Origin of the sequence: Streptomyces swartbergensis (genome assembly GCF_002148965.1) — a bacterium.
GTDB lineage: Bacteria > Actinomycetota > Actinomycetes > Streptomycetales > Streptomycetaceae > Streptomyces > Streptomyces swartbergensis.
This window is the reverse complement of sequence record NZ_NGFN01000080.1, coordinates 1-26,514: the sequence shown is the minus strand read 5'-3', so window position 1 is coordinate 26,514 and position 26,514 is coordinate 1. Positions and strand designations below refer to the sequence as shown.

General features: G+C 72.5%; 23 protein-coding genes and 2 pseudogenes. 13 read left to right on the top strand and 12 right to left on the bottom strand.

Annotation, left to right across the window (positions count from 1 at the left end; genetic code table 11):
* Positions 1-192 precede the first annotated feature (192 nt).
* Positions 193-342 (bottom strand): hypothetical protein, encoded by a 150-nt coding sequence (locus tag CA983_RS46230; RefSeq protein WP_158101865.1) that lies wholly within the window; start codon positions 340-342, stop codon positions 193-195.
* Between the two features lie 282 nt (positions 343-624).
* Here CA983_RS46230 and CA983_RS15360 point away from each other — a divergent pair, with 282 nt between their 5' ends.
* The 4 genes from CA983_RS15360 (at position 625) to CA983_RS15345 (ending at position 5,314) form a co-directional block, all read left to right on the top strand.
* Positions 625-2,124: an MFS transporter gene (locus CA983_RS15360; RefSeq protein ID WP_086601460.1), complete on the top strand. Its 1,500-nt coding sequence runs from the start codon at positions 625-627 to the stop codon at positions 2,122-2,124.
* Between the two features lie 339 nt (positions 2,125-2,463).
* Positions 2,464-3,033 (top strand): TetR/AcrR family transcriptional regulator, encoded by a 570-nt coding sequence (locus CA983_RS15355; RefSeq protein WP_086601459.1) that lies wholly within the window; start codon positions 2,464-2,466, stop codon positions 3,031-3,033.
* 314 nt (positions 3,034-3,347) lie between these two features.
* Complete coding sequence (locus CA983_RS15350; RefSeq protein ID WP_086601458.1) at positions 3,348-4,472, top strand: 4Fe-4S binding protein; 1,125 nt, start codon at positions 3,348-3,350, stop codon at positions 4,470-4,472.
* A 482-nt stretch (positions 4,473-4,954) separates the two neighbouring features.
* On the top strand, positions 4,955-5,314 hold the full coding sequence (locus tag CA983_RS15345) for a tetratricopeptide repeat protein (RefSeq protein WP_086601457.1): 360 nt from the start codon (positions 4,955-4,957) through the stop codon (positions 5,312-5,314).
* Between the two features lie 67 nt (positions 5,315-5,381).
* Here CA983_RS15345 and CA983_RS15340 read toward each other — a convergent pair whose 3' ends face one another.
* On the bottom strand, positions 5,382-6,794 hold the full coding sequence (locus CA983_RS15340; RefSeq protein ID WP_086601456.1) for a PepSY-associated TM helix domain-containing protein: 1,413 nt from the start codon (positions 6,792-6,794) through the stop codon (positions 5,382-5,384).
* Between the two features lie 155 nt (positions 6,795-6,949).
* Here CA983_RS15340 and CA983_RS15335 point away from each other — a divergent pair, with 155 nt between their 5' ends.
* Both CA983_RS15335 and CA983_RS15330 read left to right on the top strand, forming a co-directional pair.
* The gene (locus CA983_RS15335; protein ID WP_086601455.1) at positions 6,950-7,594 is read left to right on the top strand and encodes a peptide deformylase; all 645 of its coding nucleotides are present in this window, start codon (positions 6,950-6,952) and stop codon (positions 7,592-7,594) included.
* A gap of 137 nt (positions 7,595-7,731) precedes the next feature.
* A pseudogene (locus CA983_RS15330) lies at positions 7,732-9,363 on the top strand (ABC-F family ATP-binding cassette domain-containing protein).
* Between the two features lie 134 nt (positions 9,364-9,497).
* Here CA983_RS15330 and CA983_RS15325 read toward each other — a convergent pair.
* Positions 9,498-10,928 (bottom strand): dihydrolipoyl dehydrogenase family protein, encoded by a 1,431-nt coding sequence (locus CA983_RS15325; protein WP_086601454.1) that lies wholly within the window; start codon positions 10,926-10,928, stop codon positions 9,498-9,500.
* 119 nt (positions 10,929-11,047) lie between these two features.
* On the opposite strand from CA983_RS15325, the gene trxA reads away from it, so the two are divergent.
* Positions 11,048-11,434 carry a thioredoxin gene (trxA, locus tag CA983_RS15320; protein WP_010043745.1) on the top strand — a complete coding sequence of 129 codons (387 nt, stop codon included), beginning with the start codon at positions 11,048-11,050 and terminating at the stop codon, positions 11,432-11,434.
* A gap of 11 nt (positions 11,435-11,445) precedes the next feature.
* Here the strand turns inward: trxA and CA983_RS15315 are convergent, their stop codons facing one another.
* From CA983_RS15315 to CA983_RS15305, 3 genes are all read right to left on the bottom strand, one after another.
* The gene (locus CA983_RS15315; RefSeq protein ID WP_086601453.1) at positions 11,446-12,882 is read right to left on the bottom strand and encodes a benzaldehyde dehydrogenase; all 1,437 of its coding nucleotides are present in this window, start codon (positions 12,880-12,882) and stop codon (positions 11,446-11,448) included.
* Between the two features lie 247 nt (positions 12,883-13,129).
* A complete protein-coding gene (locus CA983_RS15310; RefSeq protein ID WP_425276450.1) occupies positions 13,130-14,179 on the bottom strand; it encodes a LacI family DNA-binding transcriptional regulator in 1,050 nt (349 codons plus the stop codon).
* Between the two features lie 82 nt (positions 14,180-14,261).
* Positions 14,262-14,930 carry a TetR/AcrR family transcriptional regulator gene (locus CA983_RS15305; protein ID WP_086601463.1) on the bottom strand — a complete coding sequence of 223 codons (669 nt, stop codon included), beginning with the start codon at positions 14,928-14,930 and terminating at the stop codon, positions 14,262-14,264.
* A gap of 130 nt (positions 14,931-15,060) precedes the next feature.
* Here CA983_RS15305 and CA983_RS15300 point away from each other — a divergent pair, with 130 nt between their 5' ends.
* Positions 15,061-15,624 (top strand): NAD(P)H-dependent oxidoreductase, encoded by a 564-nt coding sequence (locus CA983_RS15300; protein WP_086601451.1) that lies wholly within the window; start codon positions 15,061-15,063, stop codon positions 15,622-15,624.
* A gap of 68 nt (positions 15,625-15,692) precedes the next feature.
* Here CA983_RS15300 and CA983_RS15295 read toward each other — a convergent pair whose 3' ends face one another.
* From CA983_RS15295 to CA983_RS15280, 4 genes are read right to left on the bottom strand one after another with little or no spacing between them, the layout of a single operon-like run.
* Entirely contained in the window at positions 15,693-16,916 is a 1,224-nt protein-coding gene (locus CA983_RS15295) for an XdhC family protein (protein ID WP_086601450.1), read from the bottom strand.
* Positions 16,909-19,023 (bottom strand): xanthine dehydrogenase family protein molybdopterin-binding subunit, encoded by a 2,115-nt coding sequence (locus CA983_RS15290; RefSeq protein WP_086601449.1) that lies wholly within the window; start codon positions 19,021-19,023, stop codon positions 16,909-16,911. Before CA983_RS15290 ends, CA983_RS15295 begins: the two co-directional genes overlap by 8 nt.
* The gene (locus CA983_RS15285) at positions 19,020-20,012 is read right to left on the bottom strand and encodes an FAD binding domain-containing protein (RefSeq protein ID WP_086601448.1); all 993 of its coding nucleotides are present in this window, start codon (positions 20,010-20,012) and stop codon (positions 19,020-19,022) included. The genes CA983_RS15290 and CA983_RS15285 overlap by 4 nt, the downstream gene beginning before the upstream one ends.
* Positions 20,009-20,551 carry a 2Fe-2S iron-sulfur cluster-binding protein gene (locus CA983_RS15280; RefSeq protein WP_086601447.1) on the bottom strand — a complete coding sequence of 181 codons (543 nt, stop codon included), beginning with the start codon at positions 20,549-20,551 and terminating at the stop codon, positions 20,009-20,011. The genes CA983_RS15285 and CA983_RS15280 overlap by 4 nt, the downstream gene beginning before the upstream one ends.
* 253 nt (positions 20,552-20,804) lie before the next feature.
* Here CA983_RS15280 and CA983_RS15275 point away from each other — a divergent pair, with 253 nt between their 5' ends.
* The gene (locus tag CA983_RS15275) at positions 20,805-21,386 is read left to right on the top strand and encodes a TetR/AcrR family transcriptional regulator (RefSeq protein ID WP_086601462.1); all 582 of its coding nucleotides are present in this window, start codon (positions 20,805-20,807) and stop codon (positions 21,384-21,386) included.
* Positions 21,387-21,399: 13 nt separating this feature from the next.
* Here the strand turns inward: CA983_RS15275 and CA983_RS15270 are convergent, their stop codons facing one another.
* Positions 21,400-22,305 carry a LysR family transcriptional regulator gene (locus CA983_RS15270; protein WP_086601461.1) on the bottom strand — a complete coding sequence of 302 codons (906 nt, stop codon included), beginning with the start codon at positions 22,303-22,305 and terminating at the stop codon, positions 21,400-21,402.
* Positions 22,306-22,421: 116 nt separating this feature from the next.
* Here CA983_RS15270 and CA983_RS15265 point away from each other — a divergent pair, with 116 nt between their 5' ends.
* On the top strand, positions 22,422-22,652 hold the full coding sequence (locus tag CA983_RS15265) for a hypothetical protein (RefSeq protein ID WP_086601446.1): 231 nt from the start codon (positions 22,422-22,424) through the stop codon (positions 22,650-22,652).
* 4 nt (positions 22,653-22,656) lie between these two features.
* On the opposite strand, the gene CA983_RS15260 is transcribed toward CA983_RS15265, so the two are convergent.
* Positions 22,657-23,643, bottom strand: coding sequence for an ArsR/SmtB family transcription factor (locus CA983_RS15260; RefSeq protein ID WP_086601445.1), 987 nt, complete (start codon positions 23,641-23,643; stop codon positions 22,657-22,659).
* 56 nt (positions 23,644-23,699) lie between these two features.
* Here CA983_RS15260 and CA983_RS15255 point away from each other — a divergent pair, with 56 nt between their 5' ends.
* From CA983_RS15255 to CA983_RS15245, 3 genes and pseudogenes are all read left to right on the top strand, one after another.
* Entirely contained in the window at positions 23,700-24,998 is a 1,299-nt protein-coding gene (locus CA983_RS15255; protein WP_244206902.1) for an MFS transporter, read from the top strand.
* Positions 24,995-25,969, top strand: coding sequence for an alpha/beta hydrolase (locus CA983_RS15250; RefSeq protein WP_086601443.1), 975 nt, complete (start codon positions 24,995-24,997; stop codon positions 25,967-25,969). The genes CA983_RS15255 and CA983_RS15250 overlap by 4 nt, the downstream gene beginning before the upstream one ends.
* 185 nt (positions 25,970-26,154) lie before the next feature.
* Positions 26,155-26,514 (top strand): annotated as a pseudogene (locus CA983_RS15245) (helix-turn-helix domain-containing protein); the annotation flags it as partial.

The following is a 26,514-nucleotide window of genomic DNA, read 5'->3' as shown; positions in this document are numbered from 1 at the left end:
GCTCCGCTTCGGGAGCGGAATGAGCCGCGGTGGCGCTCGTGTCGACCGCGGGCGGACGCTGACTCGCCAGGACGAGGAAGGTCGGCAGCGCGGTCAGTGCGAGAGCCTTCCCGAGCGGCAGGCGCAGGCGGGTCAGCGCGGACGTACGGGGAACGGCGTGACGGCCTCTCGTCGGCCGGTCGTAGTGGGGTGCTACGGCCGCGCCGCGGCGGTCGGGCGACTGGTCAGGTGGCCGACGACCGGCGGCCCGGCCGCCACGGCTGYCGTGCTGAAGATGGCCTTCAGCGGCAGCAGCATCGAGCCGAGCGCGTCCAGGGGCGTCGCCGTAGACCGCCGACCCACCGGCCAAGTACGCCCGGGCGTCCTGCGGTCTTGGCGGTACGGCACAAGTTGTCGGCGCCGACATGGACGCTCCGTCGGCAGAACAGCCGTGCCGCGACGCCGAGCAACCAGTCACTTGTCGAGGCAGCGCCGTCGGCCTACGCGGACTCCGACCCTGCCGGGGCAGTCCCGGGCCAGAAGCGATCCGTTCACTTGCACCTGGGAAACCGATCTGTTTTCCTAGGTGGAAACAGATCGGTTTCCGACCGATCGTCGGCCCATGCCCAGCGACTAAGGGGAAAAGTGAGTACCACCTTCGACCGCGGGGCGCCCGCCTCCGGGAAAACAGACTCGGGCCGCCGCGGCTCACATGCCGTGCGCTGGTGGGTGCTCGTCGTGCTGGGCGTGGCACAGCTCATGGTCACGCTCGATGCGACCGTCGTGAACATCGCACTGCCCGAAGCGCAGCATGACCTCGGTTTCAGTGACGGCAGCCGACAGTGGGTCATCACGGGGTACGCCTTGGCGTTCGGCAGCCTGCTGCTGCTCGGAGGCCGACTCGGTGACCTGTTCGGCCGGCGTACGACCTTCGTGACCGGCCTGATCGGTTTCGCGGCCGCATCCGTCGTCGGCGGCGCGGCCGGTAGCTTCGAAATACTCGTCGCGGCACGCGTGGCTCAGGGCCTCTTCGCCGCGCTGCTCGCGCCCGCGGCGCTCTCACTGCTCAGCGTGACCTTCACCCAGCCGGCCGAAAGGCCGAAAGCCTTCGGCATCTTCAGCGCGTTGTCCGGTGCGGGCGCCGCGGTCGGCCTCCTGCTCGGCGGCATGCTCACCGAATGGGCGTCGTGGCGCTGGGTGATGTACGTGAACGTCATTTTCGCGGGCGTCGCGCTGGCCGGTGCGCTGCTGTTGCTGGCCAAGCCCGCAGTCACCGAGCGACCCAAAATCGACATCCCTGGCACCGTCGTGGTGAGCGCCGCACTGTTCGGCATCGTCTATGGATTCGCGCACGTCGAATCCACCAGTTGGACCAACCCGGTCGCCCTCGGCTCCATGATCAGCGGCGTGGTGCTGCTCGCGGTATTCGCCTGGCTGGAGCTCAGGGTCGCGCATCCGCTGCTGCCGCTGCGAGTCGTGCTGGACCGGACCCGAGGCGGTTCGTTCCTGGCCGTGTTCGTCCTGGGCATGGGGATGTTCTCGATCTTCCTGTTCCTGACCTATTACCTGGAGGCCAGCATCGGCTACTCGCCGATCGAGGCCGGTCTGTCCTTCCTGCCGATGGTCGGCGGCATCGTTGCCTCGTCGACCACGGTGCCTTCGCTGCTGCTGCCCAAGGTCGGCCCGAAGGTAGTGGTCAGTGTCAGCTTCCTGGTCTCCGCATCCGGCATGGCCCTGCTGACCCGGCTCACGTTGGACAGCGGCTACGTCGCTGACATCATGCCGGGGATGATCCTGCTGGGTCTCGGCATCGGTGGAGTGATGACCACCGCGTTCCAGGGTGCGACCGCAGGCGTGCACCACGAGGACGCGGGCGTCGCCTCGGCGCTGATCAACACCAGCCAGCAGGTGGGCGGCTCGATCAGTACGGCGCTGCTGACCACCGTTGCCTCATCGGCCGCGACCGACTACCTGTCCTCGCACAAGCCAGGCGCACTGACCATGGCCCAGGCCGGGGTCGAGAGCTACACGGCCACCCTGGCGTGGGGCGCCGGGATCTTCGTGGTCGGTGCGGTGCTCACGGCGTTCCTGATGCCGAATTCAGCTCTGGCGCCGTCGGAGGGCGAGCCTGTGATCGCCCACTGAGCCTGAATCAACCGTGGCGAGAAATGCCCTGCACTCCGATCATCGCCGGTGGAGGGCACGCACGATGTGGGCTGAATTTCCGAGGCCGGTGGACACACCGGCCATCGGGGTACCACCGGGGAAGTCACAGCAGCTCACAGCAGCGGCAGGCGAGCGATGCCTGGCGCGCACAGAGCGCGGCAAGGAGGGTGAGCGCACCGATTCCGGAGACCGCGATGGGGGTGCCGACGTCCGGACGCCACCCCCATCAAGGCGCCGCCCGGCTTCTACCGCTTTCTCGCAGCGTTCTCCGTAAACTGATCGGTTTCCAATGGGCCGGAATCGAGTTAACCTCGCAACATGACCACCGAAGCAATGCCAAGCTCCCGAGAGCGACTGCTGGAGGCAGCGGCCACACTCACCTACCGAGACGGCGTCAACATCGGTGTCGACGCACTGTGCAAGGCGGCGGGGGTGTCCAAGCGCTCCATGTACAAGCTGTTCGAGAGCAAAGGCGACCTGCTGGCGGCGAGCCTGGAGGAACGCGCCTCCGCCTATGTGACGGCACTCCTTCCCACGGCGGACGACAACCATCCACCCCGCGAGCGGATCCTGCACGTCTTCGAACAGGCGGAGGCGCAGGCGGGTGCACCCGACTTCCAGGGCTGCCGGTACCTCGTCGTGCAGATCGAGCTCAAGGACCCGAGCCACCCCGCGAGCCGGGTGGCCCATCGGGTCAAGGAGAACCTGACAGCCTTCTTCCGCGCCGAGGCCGAACAGGGCGGGGCGAGCGACCCGGACCTGCTGGCCCGGCAGCTGATCCTGGTCTTCGACGGCGCCAGCGCCCGTGCGGGAATCAAAGCCGACACGCAGGCCGGGCTCATCGCCCCCACCGTGGCCGCCCTGCTCGATGCGGCGGACATGCACTGACACATCGCGCGACGAGCAGCTATGGCGAGCGATGCGCTCGGCGAGTCGCAGCCGACCCCCGGCGACCGAGCAACTCCCATGGAATCCCCCACGCCCGTTGCCAGCCGAGGGTCAGCACCCCGGCCTGACTCGCGGGCTGAGCCCTGATCGCCTGACGATCGACCGCCGACGCCCCCGAGGAACCTGATCGACAGTCCGAAGGAGAGGCTCGCCGCTCGGGCTTGCGCGCGGAAACCGATCGGTTTACAGTGGGGAAACTGATCGGTTTCTCGCCCGTGGTGGCGAGCCTCGCACCCGCATCCCTAGGAGCACGGATGACTGCCGCGCGCGACACCGAGGGGCAACCCACTCATCCCCCGCTTCCGGCGAAGCTGGCGGCCCACCCGTCGGTGCGGGCGGTGCTCGCCCGGCGCGCGGCGGGTGACGTCGCGAGCCCGCCGGCGGTGATCGACGCGGCCTGGCTGCGCGAACTGTGCCTGGCGGCCGGTGCGGACGACGCCGCCGCGGTCAGCCTGAACCACCCCGACCTGGCCGGTGAGCGCGAGCACGCACAGTCCGCGCTGCCCGGCACCCGCACCCTGATCGCGATGGCGTTCCGGATGAACCGCGACAACTGCCGCTCCCCCGCCCGCAGCGTGGCCAACCAGGAGTTCCACCAGACCGACGAGCAGGCCAACCACGCCGCCCGCAGCGTCACCCAGGCCCTGCAGGACGCCGGATACCGCGCGCTCAATCCGTCGGTCGGCTTCCCCCAGGAAATGGACCGCTTCCCCAGCGAGCGGATCTGGGTGGTGGCGCACAAGACCGTCGCGGTGGCCGCGGGGCTCGGCGTGATGGGCCTGCACCGCAACGTCATCCACCCGAAGTTCGGCAGCTTCATCCTGCTGGTCACCGTCCTGGTGGACGCCGAGGTGAGCGAGTACGGGCAGGCGCTGGACTACAACCCCTGCATCGACTGCAAGCTGTGCGTCGCCGCCTGTCCGGTCGGCGCCATCGCCAAGGACGGGGCGTTCGACGCGCTGGCCTGCACCACGCACAACTACCGGGAGTTCATGAGCGGGTTCACCGACTGGGCGCAGACCGTGGCCGACAGCGAGGACGCCGCCGACTACCGCTCCCGCGTCACCGACTCCGAGAGCGCCTCCATGTGGCAGAGCCTGACCTCTCCCCCCGGCTACAAGTCCGGCTACTGCCTGGCCGTCTGCCCCGGCGGCGAGGACGTCCTGGGCCCCTACCTGGACGACCGCAAGACCTTCATGGACACCGTCCTGCGACCGCTCCAGAACAAGAAGGAGACCCTCTACGTCCTGCCGGGCTCGCACGCGCAGGAATACGCCCAGCGCCGCTTCCCCCACAAGCCCGTCAAGGAAGTCACCGGCGGCTGGCAGCCCCCGGCGAAGCGCTCCGCGGGCACGGACCGAGAGACACGTACATCATGAGCGACAGTCACCCCTTTTGCGACAGGGAGGGAGCCGCCTCGCGCTCAAGATCGCTCATGGCGCACAACCTAGTGCCCCGGCAGGCAACGTTCGCCCCGTCGCGACGCCCGGCACGCTCCCCCACTGCCGTAAGGGCGTGGGAGGTGTCCCCACTCGCCGCACCGGCCGAAAGCCCAAGTGCATCCAGTACGAGGACTTCCGGCCGGCACTCCCCCAAGCTCTTCGAGCAGGGGGTACCCCCAGAGCACGCACCGGACGCCGCTCCTTGATGGGCGAACGTTGCCTGCCGGGGCACTGGTCCGGTGCAAGGGCCCGCGTCGCGCGTCATCCGGGGCACTGGTCCGGTGCAGGGCCCGCGTCGCGCGTCATTCGGGCCGCGCCCGGACGCCCGCGTCGACCGGCCGCCCTCACCGAGCAGCGGTCTGCTCGGTAGTGGAATATTGAACCAATCCGTTCGGTTGTCGGCCTCGAAGGAGGCACGAGTGAACACGACCAACGAGGCCACGTACTACGCCCACGGGACACCGGCGGAGCGCTGGGAGCGCGCGCAGCTGTTCTTCGACGCCAAGGACTACACCGCCGCCGCGCGGGTCCTGGGCGGGCTGGTCGAGGAGGTGCCCGAGCAGACCGGGCCGCGGCTGCTGCTGGCGCGCTCCTACTACCACTCGGCCCAACTGCGGCGCGCGGAGGCCGAGTTGCGGACGATCGTCGAGCGGGACCCGGTCGAGCACTACGCCCGGCTGATGCTCGGCCGCACGCTCCAGCGGCAGAACCGGCACGAGGAGGCGGAGTCGCACCTGCGGATCGCCTCCGCGCTCGCCGGTGACTTCGAGCAGCGCTGACCGTCAACACCTGGCCGAAGGTGCCCGGCTCCTTGTGGAGCCGGGCACTTGTGCGCCGGCGGGTCCGCTATCGCGCCGGCGTCCCGGCTCCGTACGTCCGCCGTCCCCGCCGGTAGGCGATCTCGCCCAGCAGGATGTCGACGGCCAGGAAGGCCGCCAGCGGGATGCCGAACAGGGGCAGGAAACAGCCGAGTACGGCGATCCCCGCCAGCAGCGGTACCAGGATCTGCGGCGGCACCTGCTGCCAGGCGCCGCGCGGGACCGGGCGGCCGAAGGCGGTGCCGCGTCCGCGCTGCCACCACATGCGGTAGCCCCACACGATCAGCAGGATCAGACAGAGCGCGAGCAGCATCAGGGCGATCTGGTTGGCCAGTCCGAACAGGACGCCGGTGTGCAGGTCGATGCCCCACCGGGTGAGCTTCGCGAGCACCGGGTAGTCGGCGAACCGCACCACGTCCATGACCTCGCCACCGGCCGGGTCGACGGCGACGGAGTCCTGCTTCTCGGGCCAGCTGCGCTGCACCTGCTTGACGACGTACGCCGACTTCGCGTCCGCCGGCGGCACGATCTCCACCGGGTCGCCCAGGCCCTCGGACCGGGCCGCGGCCAGGACCTTGTCCAGGCCCACCCCGTGCGCGGCGTCCCCCGCCTGCCCGGCGGCGGAGCCGTGGCCGGCGTGTTCACCGCCCTCCGACGCCGACACCGACGGGGTGGCCTGCCCCAGCGAGGTCCGCAACTCGTCGATGGTGGCCCCGGCGTAGGCCGACCAGGTCAGGCCGGTCGCCGAGAGGAAGAAGAACCCGGCCGCCGCCCACACGCCGATACTGCCGTGCAGTCCCAACGTGCGGCGCCGGCCGTCCGTCCCCCGCACCTTGCGCTGTGCACGGCGGCGGGAGAACCACAGCACGAGTCCGCCGGCCGAGATCACCCACAGCCAGCTGGCCGCCAGTTCGCTGTACAGCCGGCCTGATTCACCGAGGTGCAGGTCCCGGTGGAACTCGTCGATCCAGGTGCGCAGCGGCAGCGCGCCGGTCGAGCCGTACTGTTCCAGGGAGCCGCGCACCTTCGCGGTGTACGGGTCGACGAACACGGCGAGCGTGTGCCCCTCGTCGACACCCGGGACACCGGACAGCAGCACCCTGGTCGTGGCGTCCGCCTCGGGTGAGGGGCGTACGGCCGAGATCGTGCCCTCGGGGTGGGCCTTGCGTGCGGCGGCCACCTGCTCGCTGATCGGCAGCTTCCGCTCGCCTGCGGGGACGGTCAGTTCGTGGTCGTACACGATCTTCTCGGCCTGGAAGGAGGCGGCGTACAGCAGGCCGGTGACGGCGGCGACGAGGAGGAAAGGGGCCACCAGCACCCCGGCGTAGAAGTGCAGGCGGAGGATCAGCGGGCGCAGTGGGGCCCAGGCGTTCTTCGACGGTGCCGGGGATGAGGGTGGTTGTGGGGCCTCGTCMGTGGTGGTCGAGGGGGCGGTGGTCATCGGCGGGCTTCTCCCGAGGGACGTCTTCTTGGCCGTCGCAGTGCGGTCGTCGGCCTGTGCGGTGCAGTAGTCGGGGCGGTGGGGCGTCCAGTTCCCGGAGAGGGTGTGTGATGTGCGTCACGTGAGGGGGGAGGGTGCCGTGTCATCCTGACGCGATGGGAACTCCGAGCGATCGCGCACCCCTGGCCGAGCGGGTCGAGGAACTCCTCGCGGGCGGCGGCCCGTTGGCCATCGTCGCGGCCGGCGATCCGGTGCTGCGGCGCGGCACCGAGCCGTATGACGGTCAGCTGGCGCCCGCGCTGCTGGCCCGGTTCGTCGAGGCCCTGCGGGTCACCATGCGCGCGGCGCCGGGAGTGGGCCTGGCGGCGCCGCAGGTCGGGGTGGAGCTGAGGATCGCCGTGATCGAGGACCTGACGCCGGTGCCGGAGGAGGTGCGGCAGGCGCGCGGGCGGGTGCCGCAGCCGTTCCGGGTGCTGGTAAATCCCGCCTACGAGCCCGTCGGCGGCACGCGGGTCGCGTTCTTCGAGGGCTGTCTGAGCGTGCCGGGCTGGCAGGCGGTGGTGGCGCGGCCCGCCGAGGTGCGCCTGACCGGGCAGGACGAGCACGGGCACGCGCTGGACGAGGTGTTCACGGGCTGGCCCGCGCGGATCGTGCAGCACGAGACGGACCATCTCGACGGGGTCCTGTATCTGGACCGGGCCGAGTCGCGTTCGCTGTCGTCCAACCAGGCGGTGACGGAGCGCTGGGCTCAGCCGACGCCGGAGGAGGCCGCGCGGGCACTCGGCTTCGAGCTGCCCTAGAGCAGGGAAAACGGGGAGGCGCCCGGCGGGGCGCCTCCCGTTGCCGTGACGTCCATGTCTACGCCCCGAATTTCCTAGCAAGAGGACCCGCTTCCACGCCACCCGTGTGTCCTCTTGCTTGTTCGGAGCGTTTTCTCGTGATCACCGTTCGTGACGTCGACGTGCGCGTGGGCGCGCGTCTGCTGCTGTCCGGCGTCTCCTTCCACGTCTCCCCCGGCGACCGCATCGGCCTGGTCGGCCTCCCCCAAGCTCTCGGCTTCGCTCGAGCAGGGAGGTACCCCCATCGGCGCGGGAAAGACGACCCTGTTGCACACCCTGGCGGGCACCTTGCGGCCCGCCGCCGGGACCGTCGCCCGCACCGGTGGCATCGGCCATCTCCCGCAGGACTCGCGCGCGGCCGACCAGTAGGTCACCGTCACCGGCCGGATCCTGTCCGCGCGCGGCCTGGACCACGCTGTACGGGCGCTGCGACGCGCCGAGGCCGCGATGACCGACGGGAGTGAGCGGTCGATGAACGCCTATGTGCGGGCCGAGGCCGAGTTCCAGGCACGCGGCGGCTACGCGGCTGAGGCGGAGGCCGCCCGGGTCGCCGCCGGAGTGGGACTGCCGGCGGGGCTGATGGACCGGCCGCTGCGCGCCCTGTCGGGCGATCAGCGACGGCGCGTCGAGCTGGCCCGCATCCTGTTCGCCGGGCACGGCACGCTGCTGCTGGACGAGCCGACGAACCATCTGGACGCGGACTCGGTCGCCTGGCTGCGCGGGTTCCTCAACAGCCACCAGGGCGGGCTCGTGATGATCAGCCACGACACGTCCCTGCTGGCCGGCACCGTGAACCGGGTCTTCCACCTCCACCCGGGGCGTGCCGCGCTCGACGTCCACAACACCGGCTGGGAGGAGTACCTGGCCCAGCGGGACGCCGACGAGCGGCGACGGGCCCGCGAGCGGGCCAACGCCGAGCGCAAGGCGGCCGCGTCGCACGCCCAGGCTGACAAGATGCGGGCCCGGGTGGCGACCGCGGTGGCCGCGCGGAACATGGCCCGCCGTGCCGACCGGATGCTCGCGGACCTGGAACCGGCCCGGCGCGCCGAGAAGACGGCCAGGATCCGGCTGCCCGAGCCGGCGCCCTGTGGCCGGATCCCGCTCGGCGCCGTCAGCATGACCAGGTCGTACGGCGGTCAGCACGTCCTTCGCGGCGTCGACCTCGCCGTCGACCGAGGCAGCCGTCTGGTGGTGCTCGGGCCCAACGGCGCCGGAAAGACGACCCTGTTGTGGATCCTCGCCGGGCAGGACACGCCGGACGGCGGCCGGGTGGTCCACGGGCACGGGCTGCGCCTCGGCTACTTCGCCCAGGAACACGACACCCTGGACCCGGAGATGACGGTCCGTGAGCATCTGGCAGGTGCCGCCCCGCACCTCACCGACGGGGAAGTCCGCCAGGTCCTGGGCTCGTTCCTGTTCTCCGGCGACGACGCCGGCAAGCGCGTCGGTGTCCTCTCCGGCGGCGAGAAGACCCGGCTCGCCCTGGCCGGCCTGGTGCACTCGGGCGCGAACGTGCTGCTTCTGGACGAGCCCACCAACAACCTCGACCCGGCCTCCCGGGCCGAGATCCTGGCCGCGGTGGGCACGTATCCGGGCGCGATCGTCATGGTCACGCACGACGAGGGCGCCGTCGACGCGCTGCGGCCGGACCGGTGCTGCTGCTGCCGGAGGCCGAGGAGGACCTGTGGAGCGACGACTACCGGGAGCTGGTGGTGCCCGCGCACGCGTGACCTGTCGTGGCGCCCTCGCGCGCGTGACCTGTCGTGGTGCGCGCGCGTGACCTTGCCGGGTCCCGGCCGGTCACCGGAAGCCCGGGGCCGTCCCGCGCCTGGCGGGACCACCCCGGGGCCGGACGATCCGGAGGTCAGGCGTCGCGATAGGCCTCCAGCAGCCGCAGCCACACCTCGCTGATCGTCGGGTACGAGGGGACGGCGTGCCACAGGCGGCCGACCGGGACCTGGCCGGCGACGGCGATCGTGGCGGAGTGGATGAGCTCGCCGACGCCGGGACCGACGAGGGTCACACCGCGCAGGATCTCGTCCTCCAGGTCGACGACCATGCGGGCGCGGCCCTTGTAGCCGTCGGCGAACAGGCCCGCGCCCGCCACGGTGGACAGGTCCACGTCGACTGCCTTCACGCGATGCCCCGCCTGCTCGGCCTCCGCGAGTGACAGGCCGACGGCCGCCGCCTCCGGGTCGGTGAAGACGACCTGGGGGACGGCGGCGTGGTCGGCGGTCGCGGCATGCACGCCCCACGGCTCGGCGAGGAGCGTCTCGCCGGTGGCCCGCGCGGCGATGGCGGCGCCCGCGATACGGGCCTGGTACTTGCCCTGGTGGGTGAGGAGAGCGCGCTGGTTGACGTCGCCGACCGCGTACAGCCAGTCGTGGCCGGTGACGCGGAGGCTGTCGTCGACGTCGAGCCAGGAGCCGGGTTCCAAGCCGATCGTCTCCAGGCCGAGGTCGTCGGTGCGCGGCGCGCGGCCGGTCGCGAAGAGGATCTCGTCGGCCTCGATGCGGTCGCCGTTGTCCGTGACGGCCACGACGCCGCCGTTCTCGCGGGTCACCGATTCCACCGAGGTGCCGGTGCGGACGTCCGCGCCGGCCTCGGTGAGCGCCTCGGCGACGAGTTCCCCGGCGAAGGGCTCCATCCGGGGCAGCAGGCCCTTGCCGCGCACCAGCATGGTGACCTTCGAGCCGAGGGCCTGCCAGACGGTGGCCATCTCGGTGGCGACGACGCCGCCGCCGACCACGATCAGGCGGCCGGGCACGTCCTTGGCGCTGGTGGCCTCCCGGCTGGTCCACGGCCGGACCTCGTCCAGTCCGGGCAGCCCGGGCAGGGCGGCGCGGCTGCCGGTGCAGACGGCGACGGCGTGCCGGGCGGTCAGGACGCGCTCACCGCCGTCCGGGCCGGTGACCGTCACCGTGCGCGGGCCGGTCAGGCGACCGTGACCGCGGTACAGGTCGGCGCCGATGCCGTCGAGCCATCCGACCTGCCCGTCGTCCTTCCAGTCGGAGGTGTAGTAGTCGCGGTGGGCGAGGACCGCGGAGGCGTCGAGGGGTCCCTGGACCGACTGGCTCAGGCCCGGCACGCGGCGGGCGTCCGCGCGGGCGATGACCGGCCGCAGCAGGGCTTTGCTGGGCATGCACGCCCAGTACGAGCATTCGCCGCCGACCAGTTCGCTCTCCACGACCGCGGTGGTCAGACCGGCCGCACGGGTGCGGTCGGCGACGTTCTCTCCCACGGGCCCGGCCCCGAGCACCACGACGTCGTACGCGTTGGTTTCCGTTTCCGTCATGGGGTCAGTCTGGTGGGTGGTGTGCGCCCTGGCCACATGGGTAGGGGCGCGGAATACGTGTCCGGTCGGCCGTGTTGTGCCGACGGCTTGACCCCACACCAGGAAGAGGGATTTACGCCATGAGCAGCACCGTGGAGCTCACCAAGGAGAACTTCGACCAGACGGTCACGGACAACGAGTTCGTCCTGATCGACTTCTGGGCGTCCTGGTGCGGGCCGTGCAAGCAGTTCGCCCCGGTGTACGAGAAGGCGGCGGAGGAGAACCCGGACCTCGTGTTCGGCAAGGTGGACACCGAGGCGCAGCCGGAGCTGGCCGCGGCCTTCGGTATCCAGTCGATTCCCACGCTGATGATCGTCCGTGACCAGGTCGCCGTGTTCGCCCAGCCGGGCGCCCTGCCCGAGGCCGCCCTGACGGACGTCATCGGGCAGGCCCGGAACCTCGACATGGACGAGGTCCGCAAGGCGATCGCCGAGCAGCAGGCCCAGGAGGGCCAGCAGGCGGGCTAGCGGACACCCTCCTAGTAGGGATACGGGGCCACGTCTCCGCGTACCGTCGTCCAGCGCAGTTCGGTGAAGGCCTCCAGGTTGGCCTCGCCGCCGAAGCGGGCGCCGGTGCCGGAGGCGGCCACTCCGCCGAAGGGCGCCACGGCCTCGTCGTTGACGGTCTGGTCGTTGATGTGGACGATGCCGGTCGGTATGCGCTCGGCGAGGTCCAGGCCGCGGGCCGTGTCGCGGGTGACGATGCCCAGGGAGAGTCCGTAGGGGCTCTGCGCGGCCAGGGCCGCCGCCTCGTCGGCGGTGGTGAAGGAGCGTACGGGCGCGACGGGGCCGAAGACCTCCTCCGCGTAGGCCGGGGTGCGGTCGTCGACGTGGGCGAGGACCGTGGGCCGGTAGAAGAGCCGGTCGTGCGTGCCGCCCGCGGCGAGCTTGGCGCCCGCGGCCCTGCTGGACTCGACCAGGCCGCTGATCTTGGCGAGTTGGCCCGAGTCGATGATCGGGCCCAGGTGGACGTGTTCGCGGAACGGGTCGCCGACGGCGAGTGAGTCGGCCTTGGCGGCGAGCCGCTCGACGTACTCGTCGTACAGGGACGCGTGCACCAGGTGGCGTCCGGTCGTCATGCAGATCTGGCCCTGGTGGAAGAACGAGCCCCAGGCGGCGGTGGAGATCACCGCGTCGAGATCGGCGTCCGCCAGCACGATCATGGCCGAGTTGCCGCCGAGTTCCAGGTGGGCCCGCTTCAGGTGACGGCCGGCGGCCTCGCCCACCGCCCGCCCGGCGGGGGTGGAGCCGGTGAAGGAGATGACGGGCACGCGCGGGTCGGCGACCAGGGCCTGTCCGGCCTCGGGGCCGCCGGGGAGCACGTGCAGCAGGTCCTGCGGCAGGCCCGCGGCGGCGAAGACCGCGGCGAGGGACAGCCCTCCGCACACGGCGGTGCGAGGGTCGGGCTTCAGGACGACCGCGTTGCCGAGGGCCAGGGCCGGGGCGACGGAGCGGATGGACAGGATCAGCGGGGCGTTGAACGGGGAGATCACGCCCACCACACCGGCCGGGACGCGGCGCGTGTACGACAGGCGCGGCGCCTCGCTGGGCAGGACCTGGCCGGCCGGGCGGGAGGCGAGCGCGGCGGCCTCGTAGCACTCCTGGGCGGCGACGTGCAGTTCGAAGTCGGCCTTGCCGGGGACGGAGCCGGATTCGCGAACGAGCCATTCGCGCAGTTCGGCGGCGTGTGCCGTGAACAGGTCGCCTGCCTTGCGGAGCACGGCGGCCCGGGCGAAGTGCGGGGTGCGGGCCCACTCGAGTTGGGCGGCGGCGGCCCTCCCTGCGGCGGCGCCGACGTCCTCGGGGGTGGCGAGGGCGAGGGTGCCGAGGGCTTGGCCGGTGGCGGGTTCGGTGACGGTGTACCCGGGCCCCGTCAGGGTCTGGGGCTGCCAGGTCCTGGTGTCGAGCAACGGCATGACGGCTCTCCGATCGATCGGTCACCGGCTGATGGGGTGGGCGGAACTCCCGTGCGTGCGCGGCCGGTTCGGCGGTCATAGGGCGGGACGCGCTGACCGGGCCGCAGCCGTGCGTGCCGACGGCCCACGTTCGTACGCGCCCCCATTTTGTTGAGCATGCAACATCTTAGTCATGCCGGAGGACGGCGAGCGGCCGATCGCCCTCTGCTCCGGCCGTGCCATCCGGACCAACCGCTACGGAGTCGCGTCAGCTCGACTCGCGATGCAGCACCGTGGCGCCCAGCACCTTGTGCGTCTCGGGCTCGGTCCCGGGCTTGCGCACGGCGCGGTCGACCAGTCCGGCGAGGTCACGGCCGGAGGGCAGTTCCAGGCGGACGGTGCTGAGCCGCGGCCGCAGCAGCCGCCCGAGCATCAGATCGTCGGCACCGATCAAGGCCGTCTCCTCGGGGATGCGGATGCCCTCGTCCTGGAGGGCCCGCATCAGCAGCATCGCGTACTCGTCGTTGTAGGTGAACACGGCGTCCAGGCCGAGGCTCCGCCAGCGGGCGGCGAGGCGCGCGGCGGCCTCCTCCTCGTACGGCAGGGGCAGTTCGGTCACGGTGGCGTCGGTGCCCCGCAGGGATTGGCGTACCCCGTCGAGCCTGGGCGCGGAGAACGCCTCGAGGCCCGGTTCCCGCGGGACGACGACGCCGATGCGGCGCCTGCCGCGGTCGTAGAGGTGAGAGCCCGCGCAGTGGCCGACCACGTCGTGGTCCATGAGCAGGGCGTGTGCGCCCTCGATGGTCTCGGGGCCGAGGGTGACCACGGCCCGCGCCCCCGAGCGCTTGAGCACCGTCACTCCGCGCGGGCCGAGCCCGGAACCGGGCACGAGCACGGCCACGGGTCGCAACTCGGCCCAGGCGCGGGCGGCTTCGTCGCCGTGCGGGCCGCCGGTGCCGTACTGCACGACCGTGTAGTCCAGGCTGCCGAGCGCACCCTGGAGGTCGCTGAGGAAGCGGCTGTAGAGCGGGCCGACGGGGAAGGTCGGCGCGGGGATCAGGACCATACGGCTGTGCCCGGCGCGCAGGCTGCGGGCCGCCGCGTGCGGGACGTACCCGAGTTCCTTCGCGGCCTCGTGGACCCGGCGGCGCGTGGGCTCGCTGATCCGTACGGCGCTGGTGTTGTTGAGGACGTAGGAGACGGTCGCGCGCGAGACGCCGGCCAGGCGGGCCACGTCGGCGCTCGTGGGCACGGAGCGCGACGGCGCGGGGGACGGGGGCGCGGGCGTTTTAGGTATCTGCACCATGACGTACGGCATCTTGGCAGAAGCCCCAATGCGCCCTTCAGGCGGGGGAGTTGTGAGGGAGCCGTGAGCGGTCACGGAGATCAGCGGGCGGGCCTCAGCGGGCCGGGGCCGTGCCCGTCACCCGGTTCACGAGGTCGACCCAGGCGTCCTCCAGGCGGGCCAGGGGTATCCCGCACTGCCTGGTCAGATGGTGGATCAGGGCCGGGTCGAGCTGGCCCATCAGGGTGTGGGAGAGCAGTTCGCAGTCCGCTTCCGGGACGACCTGCCGCAGCAGCATGGCCACGTGGTGGCGCAGCACCCGGCGGGGCGGGGCGGTGAAGCGGCGGCTGGCGCCCGGCTCGGCCGCCAGTTGCAGCTCCAGTTCGTCGGTGGAGCGGCGCAGCATCGCGCAGCCGAACGCCCGGAGGCGCTCGACGGGCGGCGCCCCGGGTCCGAGCGGCGGCGGCCCGGACAGGAACGCGGCCTGGAACTTCTTCTCGGAGTGATCGAGCAGCGCCGTCAGCAGACCGGTGCGGTCGCCGAACCGGCGGAAGACCGTGCCCTTGCCCACACGGGCCTCGGCGGCCACCGCCTCCATCGTGACGGCGTCCGCGCCGCGCTCCGCCACCAGCCGCGCGGCGGCTTCCAGCAGCCGGGCACGGTTGCGCGCGGCGTCGGCCCGCAGGCACGGCTCGTCGGGCCCCAGGGCGGTGCCGAGCTGGAGCAGCTCGGAGTGGTCGACGGACTCCTGGGGCGTCGGGAAGGGCGGCGGGACGGCGGACATGAAGCCAGCGTAAAGCATCGGGAACAAAACTGGACCGCGGTCCGGTTAGGATGCTAGAACATTAAACGGACCCCGGTCCGGATCGTAACGGCAGTGTTTCGGTGCCGTTCTTCACTACGTGGGAGTCACCATGTCTGTTCGTATCGTCGCCCTCGTCGGCAGCCTTCGTGCCGGTTCGCACAACCGCCAGCTCGCCGAGGCCGCCGTCAAGCTGGCACCCGAGGGTGCCGAGGTGGAGCTGTTCGAGGGGCTGGCCGAGATCCCCTTCTACAACGAGGACATCGACGTCGAGGGCAGCGTTCCGGCCGCCGCCGCGCGGCTGCGCGAGGCCGCCTCCGCCGCCGACGGCCTGATCCTGTTCACGCCCGAGTACAACGGCACCATCCCGGCCGTCCTGAAGAACGCCATCGACTGGCTGTCCCGTCCGTTCGGCGCCGGTGCCCTCAGCGGCAAGCCGGTCGCCGTGGTCGGCACCGCGTTCGGCCAGTACGGCGGTGTCTGGGCGCACGACGAGACCCGCAAGTCCGTGGGCGTGGCCGGCGGCAAGGTGCTCGAGGACGTCAAGCTGTCCATCCCCGGCTCGATGACCCGCTTCGCCGAGACGCACCCGGCCGACGACGCCGAGGTCGCCGAGCAGCTGACCGAGGTCATCGCCCGTCTGCACGGCCACGCCACGGAGTCGGCCGCTGCCTGATCCGCTCTTGGGGTACCGAGGAGGGGCCGAAGCCGTCACCGGCCGCGGCCCCTCCGGCGTGTCGAGGCTCAGACCGGTTGCGGCAGCTGTCCGGCCACCCGCTCGTCCCGGTGGATCGGGGTGTCCGATCCGGTGAGCGGCCGGCCCGTGCCGCCGTGCCTCGCGGCGACGATCTCCGCCGCGATGGACAGGGCGGTCTCCTCGGGCGTACGGGCGCCCAGGTCGAGGCCGATGGGTGACCGGAGCCGGGCCAGCTCGCGCTCGCTCAGGCCCGCTTCCCGAAGCCGCCGGTCGCGGTCCTCGTGGGTGCGGCGGGAGCCCATGGCGCCGACATAGGCGACCGGCAGCCGCAGGGCTTCGGTCAGCAGGGGGATGTCGAACTTGGCGTCATGGGTGAGCACGCACAGCACCGTGCGCCCGTCGGTGTCCGTGCTCGCGAGGTAGCGGTGGGGCCAGTCGACGACGATCTCGTCGGCCTCGGGGAAGCGGACCCGGGTCGCGAAGACGGGGCGGGCGTCGCACACCGTGACGTGGTAGCCGAGGAACTTGCCCGCCCGTACGAGGGCGGCGGCGAAGTCGATCGCGCCGAAGACGATCATCCGGGGCGGTGGGACGGCCGACTCGACGAGCAGGGTGAGTCCGCCCGGGCAGTGCGAGCCTCCCCCGGACTCCGTCCGGGGGGACCCCCATCTCGCTCCGCTCGCGGAGATCTGGATCGTGCCGGTGCGGCCGGCATCCAGCAGGGCGCGGGCCTGGGCGATCGCCGTGCGGTCCAGGTCCGGATCGCCGCCGAGGCCGCCCTCGTGCGTGCCTCCCCCGGACTCCGTCCGGGGGGACCCCCATCTCGCTTCGCTCGGGCGTACGAGCACCGCCCGGCCGAGGAGGCCGGCCGGACCGTGGACCACTCGGGCGAGCGCCACCGGCTCACCGCGGGCGGCGGCAGACAGAGCGGCCGACAGTGCGGCGGCCTCCGTCCGGCCGGCCTCGAACGGGGTGATCATGATGTCGATGGTTCCGCCGCAGGTCAGTCCGACCGCGAAGGCGTCCTCGTCGCTGTAGCCGAACCGCTCGACACGCGTCTTCCCGTCCTGGAGGACCTGGAGGCACAAGTCGTACACCGCGCCCTCCACGCACCCGCCGGAGACCGAGCCGATGGCCGTGCCGTCGGCGGAGACGGCCAGGGCGGCGCCGGGAGGGCGCGGGGCGCTGCCGCCGACGGCGACGACCGTGGCGACGGCGAAGTCCCGGCCCTCCTCGACCCACTCGTGCAGGTGCCCGGCGAGGTCAAGCATCGCCGCCCGCCATCAGGACACGGTCGGGGCGGATGGGCAGGTGGCGGTGGCGGACGCCGGTGGCGTGCCAGACGGCGTTGGCGACCGCCGCGGCGGCGCCCACGATGCCGATCTCGCCGATGCCCTTGATGCCGACCGGGTCGTCCGGGTCGGGGTCGTCGACCCAGTCGGCCTCGACGTGCGGGATGTCGGCGTGCGCGGCGACGTGGTAGCCCGCGAGGTCGGCGCCGTAGAGACCGCCCGTGGCCCGGTCCCGGACGGCTTCCTCGTGCAGGGCCATCGAGATGCCCCAGATCATGCCGCCGACGAGCTGGTTGCGGGCGGTGAGCGGGTTGACGATCCGGCCGGCCGCGAAGATGCCCAGCATGCGGCGCACCCGGACCTCGCCGGTGGCCGGGTCGACGGCGACCTCGGCGAACTGCGCGCCGAAGGAGTGCCGTTCCTTCCGGGCGAGGGCTCCGATGGCCTCGGCCGTGTTCGACCGTACGGTGATGCCCTCCGGCGGGATGTCGGCGCCCGGCGCGAGGCTCTGCCGCAGCTCCTCGGCGGCGGTCGTGACGGCCCAGGCCCAGGAGCGGGTGCCCATCGAGCCGCCGGCGATGATCGCCGGACCGAGGTCGCTGTCCCCGATGCGCACCCGGACGCGGTCCGTCGGCACTCCCAGCGCGTCGGCGGCGACCAGGGTGAGCGCGGTCCGCGCGCCGGTGCCGATGTCCGCAGCGTTGATCCCCACCGTGAAGGTGCCGTCCGCCTCCGCGGTGACGGCCGCCGTGGAGGGCATGGCTCCCGCGGGGAAGGAGGCGGCGGCGGTGCCGGTGCCGAGCAGCCAGCGGCCGTCGCGGCGCACGCCGGGCCGCGGGTCCCGGTCGGCCCAGCCGAACCTGCGGGCGCCTTCCCGGAAGCAGGCGATCAGGTTGCGGCTGCTGAACGGCAGCCCGGACACCGGGCCGACCGCGGGCTCGTTGCGCAGGCGCAGTTCGATCGGGTCGATGCCGCACCGCTCGGCGAGCTCGTCGAGCGCCGACTCCAGCGCGAACGAGCCGGGCGCCTCCCCGGGGGCGCGCATCCAGGTCGGGGTCGGCACGTCGAGCCGCATGACCCGGCTGGTCGTGTGATGCGCGTCGGCGTCGTACATCGCCCGGCTCGCGGCGGCGCTCGGCTCCACGAACTCGTGCACGGTCGAGGTCAGGTTCAGGGACTGGTGCTCCAGGGCGCGCAGCCGCCCGTCCGCGTCGGCGCCGAGCCTGACCCGCTGGGCCGTGGGGCTGCGGTAGCCGGCGAGCGAGAACATCTGCCGGCGGGTCATGACGACCCTGACCGGCCGTTGCAGCACGGTCGCGGCCATCACGGCGGCCACCTGGTGCGCACGGGTGCCCTTGCTGCCGAAGCCGCCGCCGACGTGCTCCGAGCGCACCCGTACGGAGGCCGGGTCGAGGGAGAACAGGTTGGCGAGCTCCCCGGCGATCCAGGTGGTGCCCTGGTTGGAGTCGACGACCTCCAGCCGGCCGCCCTCCCACAGGGCCGTCGCGGCGTGCGGCTCCATCGGGTTGTGGTGCTCCTCCGGAGTGGTGTACTCCGCGTCCACCACGACGGCGGAGGAGGCGAGTTGGGCCTCCAGGTCGCCCTTCTCCACCACACCCGGCGCATGGCCGTCGACCGGATACGCCTCGGTCTGCCGCTCGGCGGAGAACGCGACGTCGTGGGGCTCCTGGTCGTACGTCACGACGAGGGCCTCGGCGGCCTCCCTGGCCTGCTCGGACGTCTCGGCGACGACCAGCGCCACCGGCCAGCCCATGTGGATCACCCGGTCGTGCTGGAAGAGGGCGACGCTCGGGTCCGGCGGAACGCCGAGCAGGCCGATGTAGTCGCTGTCGACGCGCGGGGCGTTGTGATGGTGGAGCACCGTGATCACACCGGGCATCCTGAGCACGGCCTCGGTGTCCAGGGCGCGGATACGGCCGCGGGCGACGGTGGACAGGACCAGCCAGCCGTGGGCGAGTTCGGCGAAGGGGATCTCGGCGGCGTAGCGGGCGGCTCCCGTGACCTTGTCGCGGCCTTCCACACGGGTGTGCGCGGTGCCGACGGAGCCTTTGGCGGCGGTGGTCATCGGGTGGCCTCCTCGGCGAGTTCGCTCAGCACGGCCACGACGAGGTTGCGCATCAGGGTCACCTTGTATCCGTTGTGGGGCAGCGGTTTCGCGTGAGCGAGTTCGGCGTCCGCGGCGGCCGCGAAGTTCTCGGCGTCGGCCGGTGCGCCGAGCAGGGCGCGTTCGGCCGCGCGGGCCCGCCAGGGGCGGGACGCGACCGCTCCGAAGGCCAGGCGGACATCCCGTACGGCGCCGTCCTCGACGTCGAGCGCGGCGGCGATCGAACCGATGGCGAAGGCGTACGAGGCGCGCTCGCGCACCTTGCGGTAGCGGGAGTTGGCGGCGACCGGGGTGGGCGGCAGGGTGACGCCGGTGATCAGCGCACCCGGCGGCAGGGCCGTCTCCAGGTGCGGGGTCTCCCCCACCGGCAGATAGAAGTCGGCGAGCGGCAACTCCCCCGGCCCGTCCGCCGTTTCGTACGACACGACGGCGTCGAACGCGGCGAGCGCCACGCCCATGTCGGAGGGGTGCGTGGCCACGCAGTGGTCGGAGGCACCCAGGATGGCGTGATTGTGATGCTCACCGGTGATGGCGGGACAACCGCTGCCGGGGTTGCGTTTGTTGCAGGCGGAGGTGACGTCGGCGAAGTAGCCGCAGCGGGTGCGCTGGAGCAGGTTCCCGCCGACGGTGGCCATGTTGCGCAGCTGCCCGGAGGCGCCGGCCAGCACCGCCTGCGCCAACGCCGGGTAGCGGCGCCGGACTTCGGGGTGCGCGGCGAGGTCGCTGTTGGTGACGGTCGCACCGATGCGCAGGCCGCCGTCGCCGGTCGGCTCGATGTGGTCCAGGGGCAGGTCGCGGACGTCGACCAACCGGGCGGGCCGCTCGACGCCGGTCTTCATCAGGTCGACGAGGTTGGTGCCGCCGCCCAGGAAACGGGCTTCCCCGTCACCGTCGAGCAGCGCCACCGCGCCGGAGACGTCGTACGCGCGCTGGTAGCCGAACTCCCTCATGCCGCCGCCCCCTTGGCCTCGGCGGCGCGGGCCACGGCCTGGACGATCGACACGTAGGCGCCGCAGCGGCACAGGTTGCCGCTCATCCGCTCCCGGATCTCCCCAGGGGTCAGCGGTGGTGGTCCCGCCTCGGGCCGTAGGTCGTCGGTGGCGGCGCTGGGCCAGCCCGCCGCGTGCTCCTCGATCAGGGCGATGGCCGAGCAGATCTGCCCCGGCGTGCAGTAACCGCACTGGAATCCGTCGAGGTCGAGGAACGCCTGCTGCACCGGGTGCAGTTGATCGCCTTCGGCCACGCCCTCGATGGTGGTGATCTCACGCCCCTCGGCCGCCACGGCGAGCTGGAGACAGGACACGGCCCGGCGGCCGTCGACCAGGACCGTGCAGGCACCGCACTGGCCCTGGTCGCAGCCCTTCTTCGTGCCGGTCAGGTCGAGGCGCTCGCGCAGGGCGTCGAGCAGGGTGGTGCGGTGGTCGACGGTCAGCGTGTACTTCTCGCCGTTGACGGACAGGGTGAGGTCGCTGGACGTCGATGGTGGCATGGAAGCCTTCTTTCTCACGTCGGAAGGTCAGCAGGCAGGAGTCGTGGGGGGCGGGAGCCGGTTCGTGGCGGTGCGGGATGCGGGGCAGGTCTGCCGCGGCACGGGCCGTCGCGGGCTGTCCGCACGGGCGTCCCGCCGATACGATGGAGCAAGCGGACAGCTGTCCGTTACCCGGAAACGTAACGGACAACTGTCCGCTTAACAAGGGCCGGGTTTCGGCCAAGGACCGCGAGGAGGGCGAGTGCCGGAGAAGGTGCCGCAGAAGAAGGACGCTCCTCTGCGCTCGGACGCGCAACGCAACCGCGAACGCATCCTGGAAGTGGCGCTGGTGGAACTGACGCGTGCGGCGGACGCTCCGCTGAGTGCGATCGCCAAGAAGGCGGGCGTCGGGCAGGGGACCTTCTACCGCCACTTCCCCAGCCGTGAGGCGCTCGTCATGGAGATCTACCGGCACGAGATGCAGCAGGTCGCCGACACCGCGGCACCGCTGCTGGAGAGCCGGGAACCCGACCAGGCGCTGCGTGAATGGCTGGACCGTTGCGCGCAGTTCGCCATGACGAAGGCCGGTCTGGCCGACGCGATCCGCCAGGCCACCGGCGCGCCGGGGAAGCCGGCGAAGCCGACCCCCACCCCGCTGACCGAGGCCGCCGAACTCCTCCTCCGCGCCAACGAGAAGGCCGGCACCATCCGCCCGGGAATCACCGCGGACGACCTCTTCCTGTGCGTCGGCGGCCTCTGGACGATCGCCCCCCACACCGACTGGCAATCACGCGCCACTCGCCTGCTGGACCTCGTCATGGACGCGCTGCGGGTGGGGGCGCCCGGGCGGCCCTGAGTTGCTCAGCGCTTCAGGCGACTGCCGTGGGAGCCAGTTCCCGTAGTTCCCGGAGGGCCGTCGCCACCGCCGGGCGGGCGTGGCCGCCGCCGCGGGTGCAGGTCAGGAGCTTGCGGTGAGGGTCGCCTTCGCAGCGCACGCGGGTGATCGGGAGATGTGGCGTCAGATGCGCGAGGCGGGGGATGAGGGCGACGCCGAGCCCGTGGGCGACGAGGTGGGCTGCGACGTTCCAGTCCAGGGCGTGATGGACGACGTCGGGGGTGAAACCGGCCGCGCCGCAGGCGGACATGACGTGCGGGCGGCAGGCGCTCTCCTCCACCGGAGCGATCCACGGCTCGTGGGCCGCCTCCGCGAGATCCACCCGGGCCCGTCCGGCCAGCCGGTGCCCGTCGGGGACGACCAGGTCGAACGGGTCGTCGAGCAACGGCTGCTGGTCGAACCGCGTGTCGCTCAGCGGCGGGTTGTGCGGGGTGGACTCGACGATCGCCAGGTCGATGTCACCCTCGAAGAGGAGGTCGAAGCTCTCCGGGACGCCCGCCTCGGTGATCCGTACGGACAGCCGCGGGTGCCGCTCCCCCAGCCTGGCCGCCATCGGCGCCAGCAGCACCGAGATGGCCACGGGGAAGCCCGTCACCCGCAGCACCCCGGACGGTGCCCCGTGGTCGGCCCGCAGGTCGAGTTCCGCCTGGTCCCAGCGGGCCTGGATGGCGTCGGCGTGCGCGAGCAGGCTCTCGGCGGCCGAAGTGAGGCGGACCCCGCGTCCCTGCGGCTCCAGCAGGTCGACGCCCAGGTCACGGGCGAGCTGCCGGATCTGCTGGGAGGCGGCGGACGGGGTGAAGTGCAGGGCTCGGGCGGCCGCGGTGACCGTGCCGTAGTGGGAGACCGCCCTCAGGACGTGCAGCCGGCGCAGGTCAATCATGAAGTCCACGCTTCACAATGACGTCCACAAAGTCAACCTGGACGTGTAAGGAGACCCCGACGCACCCTGGCTGTGTCGCGACGGTCAACCAGCCATGACGTACGAGGAGTCAAGACATGATCAGCACCACCTGCACCGTCTGCCCGCACTGCGGCTGGCCGGACGGAGGCGAGCCGTTCCAGGTGCTGTCCCGGCACACCACCGCGACGGGCCGCACGGAGTGGACGCGCTGCGGATGCGGCTCGCTCCAGGTCCGGGTCGTCGACGGCGGCGGCATGCGCGTCGTCTCGCGCAGCGGGCCGGCATCGGGGTCCGCTCCGGCTCGCTCGGGCACGGCGAGCCGCTGAGTGTTCAGGCCGTGCCGTGCTGAGCCAGCTGCTCCCCCAGCGGGCTGCGCCGGTACAGGACGCGGCGGCCGTCGCGGGCGCGGGTGACCAGGCCCGTCGCGTGCAGGACGCGCAGGTGCTGGGACACGGCGCTCGGGGTCACCCCGAGGCGCCGGGCCAGCTCCACCGTCGGCAGGGGCTCGGCCAGCAGCCGCAGCAGCGTGCTGCGGGGCGCGCCGAGCAGGGCCGTCAGGGCGGGGGCGTCCGGCTCGGGCTGCGGCTCCCACAGGGTGGCGGCGCCCCGGCCGGGGTAGGCGAGCATCGGCGGTTCGGCGGCGCTGACCGGGGGCGCCGGCTGGTGCGCGAACAGCGACGGCACCAGGCGCAGTCCGCGTCCGGAGCCGTCCACGTGGTGGTGTCCGCGCATCCGGTCGACGCGCAGGACGCCGTCGTCCCAGCGCAGATTGCGGTGCAGGTCGGCGAAGAGCAGCCGGGCGCCGCCGGTGGCCAGTTGCCGTGCCCGGTGGGTGATGTCGGCCTCCAGCACGAGCCGTATCCGGGGCCAGGACGGCAGCAGCGCCGACTCCCAATACCGGCGCAGGAGTTCGCACAGCTCCTCCAGCAGCTCCGCGACGGGAGCGTCACCGGGCGCGGTGACCGACCGGAGGGCAGCCGGCAGGGGCCTGGGCGCGTGGGCGGCGAGCAGGTCACGCCGTACGGTCTGCGCGGGTGTGGCGCGTACGACGGTCAGCTGCTCGTCGAGAGTGGGCGCGAAGGACGCCGGCCTGGGGGTCAGGAAGTCGGGCAGGGCCAGGGTGTCCCCGACCAGGGCCGCGAGCAGCCGGGCGTCGCCCGGGTCGAGCTTCTGCAGGACGGCGGCGCGCCACCGGACGTGCAGGGGGTAGAGGGCCGGGGCGCGCAGGGCGCGGAGGCTGCCCATCACCTCGCGCAGGGGCGAGATCGCGAAGCGGGTGTCGGCGAGGTCCGCGGCGTCGAGCCGGAAGCTGATCATTAAGGCCCCCGCTACATCCTTTGGCAACCGCCCGGCCATGGCGTGGACTTCGGTCCATGACGGATCACGATCACCGGCAGCCTACAGCGCACCCGGGCGCCAGTCCCCGGGTGATCCTCGCCCTGGCACTCGTCTGCGGCGCGGCCGTGGGCAATGTCTACTTCCCCCAGGCCCTCAGCCCGCTGATCGCGTCCGGGCTGCACGTCTCGCCCGACGCGGCCGCCGGCGTCGTCACCGCGACGCAGTTCGGCTACGCGGCCGGGATCTGCCTGCTCGTCCCGCTCGGCGACCGCCTCCCGTACCGCCCGCTGCTGGTCACGCTGCTCACGCTGACCGGCCTCGGGCTGTTCGCGGCGAGCGCCGCGCCGGGGCTGGTGCCGCTGGCCGGCGCCAGTGCCCTGGTGGGGGTGACGACGGTGGCGGCACCGCTCGCCGGGCCACTGGCGGCCGGTCTGGTGCCCAAGGAGCGGCGCGGTGTCACCGGCGGCACCCTGCTGAGCGGCTCCCTCGCGGGCATGCTGCTGTCGCGCACCGTCGGCGGCGCGCTCGGCGACTGGCTGGGCTGGCGGGCACCGTACGTCCTGGCCGCCGTGCTGTCCCTGGCGGTGGCCGCACTGGCGGCGCGCCTGCTTCCGCTGACGTCCCCGCCCTCCTCCCAGGGCTACTTCGCGCTCCTGGCCGAGCCGCTGCGGCTGCTGCGCACGGAGCCCGGTCTGCGCCGCTCGTGCCTGTACCAGGCCCTGGTGTTCGCGGGGTTCTCCGCGGTGTGGACGGGTGTCGCGCTGCTGCTCACCGGTCCGGTGTACGGCATGGGTGCGGGGGCCGTGGGGCTGCTCGCCCTGGTCAACGCGGTGACCATGGTGTGCACGCCGGTCGCGGGGCGCCAGGTCGACCGGCGGGGGCCGGACGCGGTCAACCGGGTGTGCTTCCTGGTCGTGGGCGTCTCGGCCGCCGTGCTGGCGCTGGGCGGTGTCGGCAGTGCGGCGGGGGTGGCGGCCCTGGTCGTGGGCACGCTACTGCTCGACGTCGGCATGCAGTCCGGGATGGTCGCCAACACGGTCCGGATCCAGGGACTGCGCGCGGAGGTGCGCAGCCGCCTCACCACCGCCTATATGACCTGCGCGTATCTTGGTGGCGCCGTCGGCTCCTGGCTGGGCACGCGTGCATACGGCCACCTCGGCTGGCTCGGGGTGTGCGCGCTGGTCGCGGCGCTCACGGCCGTGGCCCTCGCCCGGCACTGGTGCGCCACCCGCCGTGCGGCGGGCAGGTTCCGCCGCACGGCGGAGTCCGCGGTCGGGGCGGCGGGACCGACCATGGCCGCACGAGCCGCAACCTCGCGTGAGGAGACGTCATGACGCATGTTCCGCCCCCGTTCGACCCGGAACTCGCCGGAGCCCTGGAACTGATCAAGGACATGATCAGCCCGGGTCTCACCCTGGACGAGATCGCCGAGGTGCGCCAGGGCCCGGGCATACAGCTGCTGGCCGATCTGGACCTGACGATGGGCGGGACGTTCGAGGTGGAGGACCGGAAGGTGCCCGGGCCGCAGGGCGAGCCCGACATCTCGCTGCTGATCTGCCGGCCGACCGCTCCGGCGAGTGCCGGGGCGCGGCCCGTCATCTACCACGTGCACGGCGGCGGCATGGTCATCGGCAACAACCGCGTAGGCGTCGACGTCCCGCTGGCGTGGGCGCAGGCGCTGGACGCGGTCGTGGTGTCCGTGGAGTACCGGCTGGCGCCGGAGCATCCGTATCCCGCGCCGATCGAGGACGTGTACGCCGGGCTGCTGTGGACGGCGGACCACGCCGTCGAGCTCGGTGCCGACCCCGAGCGGATCGTCATCGCGGGTGCCAGCGCGGGCGGCGGGCTGTGCGCGGCCCTGGCCCTGCTCACGCGTGACCGCAAGGGGCCGCAGCCGATCGGGCAGGTCCTGCTGTGCCCGATGCTCGACGACCGCAACGACACGCCGTCGACGTACCAGATGGCGGGCCTCGGGGTGTGGGACCGCACCGCCAACGAGACCGGCTGGACAGCGCTGCTGGGCTCGCGGCGCGGCGGCCCCGACGTACCGGCGTACGCGGCACCGGCCCGTGCCGAGGACCTGACCGGGCTGCCCCCGGCGTTCCTCGACGTCGGCTCCGCGGAGACCTTCCGCGACGAGGTCGTCGCCTACGCCTCCCGCATCTGGCAGGCCGGCGGCGTGGCCGAGCTGCACGTCTGGCCCGGCGGCTTCCACGGCTTCGACGGCTTCGCACCTCAGGCGGCGCTCTCCCAGTCGGCGCGGGCGGCGCATGTGGACTGGCTGCGGAGGTTGCTGAGCGTGTGACGGGCGGGGAGTCCGGCAGGCCGGGCGGGTGCACGCAGCTCGCCCTGACCCGACTCCCCCTCCTGCCGCAAGGGTCTGCCGACCGTCCCTCCGCGGCCTGCCACCGGCGCGGGCCGGGGCAGTGCGCTCGGGCAGCCACCGGCATTCGGGGCCCGCTCGGCGGCCGCATGCCGCACCATGTGCCTATGAAAGAGCTGGCCGGGCGCCTGACCGCGCTCGATCCGGATGCCGGTGCGGCGGTCCGGGTCATCGCCTACTTCGACCGTCTGGCCGAGTCCAGGGCCGGTGTGGAGGCACTCGTACGCGGTGCCGCCGTACTGGCCGGCTGCCCGGCCCGGCTCGTGGACCCCGAACGGCGCGTGCACGTGCGCGTGGAGCCCGACGGCACGAGGCGAGACACCGAGGTGCCACCTGATCCCGACTGGCCGTCCGCCCGGCTTGCCCCGAACGGCACGGCGGCGCTCTGGCTGGAGCGGGCTGGGACGGCGCACGAGGTGGCGGACATGGGCGGCGCGGGGGCGGCGCACAAGGTGGCGGACATGGGC

Excerpts from the sequence above, each read along its gene's own strand:
- CA983_RS15305 (WP_086601463.1), bottom strand. The coding sequence starts at position 14,930 with ATGTCCGCCGTCCCGCCGCCCTTCCCGACGCCCCAGGAGTCCGTCGAC.
- CA983_RS15285 (WP_086601448.1), bottom strand. The coding sequence starts at position 20,012 with ATGAGGGAGTTCGGCTACCAGCGCGCGTACGACGTCTCCGGCGCGGTG.
- CA983_RS15295 (WP_086601450.1), bottom strand. The coding sequence starts at position 16,916 with ATGCTTGACCTCGCCGGGCACCTGCACGAGTGGGTCGAGGAGGGCCGG.
- CA983_RS15260 (WP_086601445.1), bottom strand. The coding sequence starts at position 23,643 with ATGATCAGCTTCCGGCTCGACGCCGCGGACCTCGCCGACACCCGCTTC.
- CA983_RS15290 (WP_086601449.1), bottom strand. The coding sequence starts at position 19,023 with ATGACCACCGCCGCCAAAGGCTCCGTCGGCACCGCGCACACCCGTGTG.
- CA983_RS15270 (WP_086601461.1), bottom strand. The coding sequence starts at position 22,305 with ATGATTGACCTGCGCCGGCTGCACGTCCTGAGGGCGGTCTCCCACTAC.
- CA983_RS15280 (WP_086601447.1), bottom strand. The coding sequence starts at position 20,551 with ATGCCACCATCGACGTCCAGCGACCTCACCCTGTCCGTCAACGGCGAG.
- CA983_RS15310 (WP_425276450.1), bottom strand. The coding sequence starts at position 14,179 with ATGCCGTACGTCATGGTGCAGATACCTAAAACGCCCGCGCCCCCGTCC.
- CA983_RS15335 (WP_086601455.1), top strand. The coding sequence starts at position 6,950 with ATGGGAACTCCGAGCGATCGCGCACCCCTGGCCGAGCGGGTCGAGGAA.
- CA983_RS15350 (WP_086601458.1), top strand. The coding sequence starts at position 3,348 with ATGACTGCCGCGCGCGACACCGAGGGGCAACCCACTCATCCCCCGCTT.
- CA983_RS15315 (WP_086601453.1), bottom strand. The coding sequence starts at position 12,882 with ATGCCGTTGCTCGACACCAGGACCTGGCAGCCCCAGACCCTGACGGGG.
- CA983_RS15355 (WP_086601459.1), top strand. The coding sequence starts at position 2,464 with ATGACCACCGAAGCAATGCCAAGCTCCCGAGAGCGACTGCTGGAGGCA.
- CA983_RS15300 (WP_086601451.1), top strand. The coding sequence starts at position 15,061 with ATGTCTGTTCGTATCGTCGCCCTCGTCGGCAGCCTTCGTGCCGGTTCG.
- CA983_RS15255 (WP_244206902.1), top strand. The coding sequence starts at position 23,700 with ATGACGGATCACGATCACCGGCAGCCTACAGCGCACCCGGGCGCCAGT.
- trxA (WP_010043745.1), top strand. The coding sequence starts at position 11,048 with ATGAGCAGCACCGTGGAGCTCACCAAGGAGAACTTCGACCAGACGGTC.
- CA983_RS15250 (WP_086601443.1), top strand. The coding sequence starts at position 24,995 with ATGACGCATGTTCCGCCCCCGTTCGACCCGGAACTCGCCGGAGCCCTG.
- CA983_RS15325 (WP_086601454.1), bottom strand. The coding sequence starts at position 10,928 with ATGACGGAAACGGAAACCAACGCGTACGACGTCGTGGTGCTCGGGGCC.
- CA983_RS15265 (WP_086601446.1), top strand. The coding sequence starts at position 22,422 with ATGATCAGCACCACCTGCACCGTCTGCCCGCACTGCGGCTGGCCGGAC.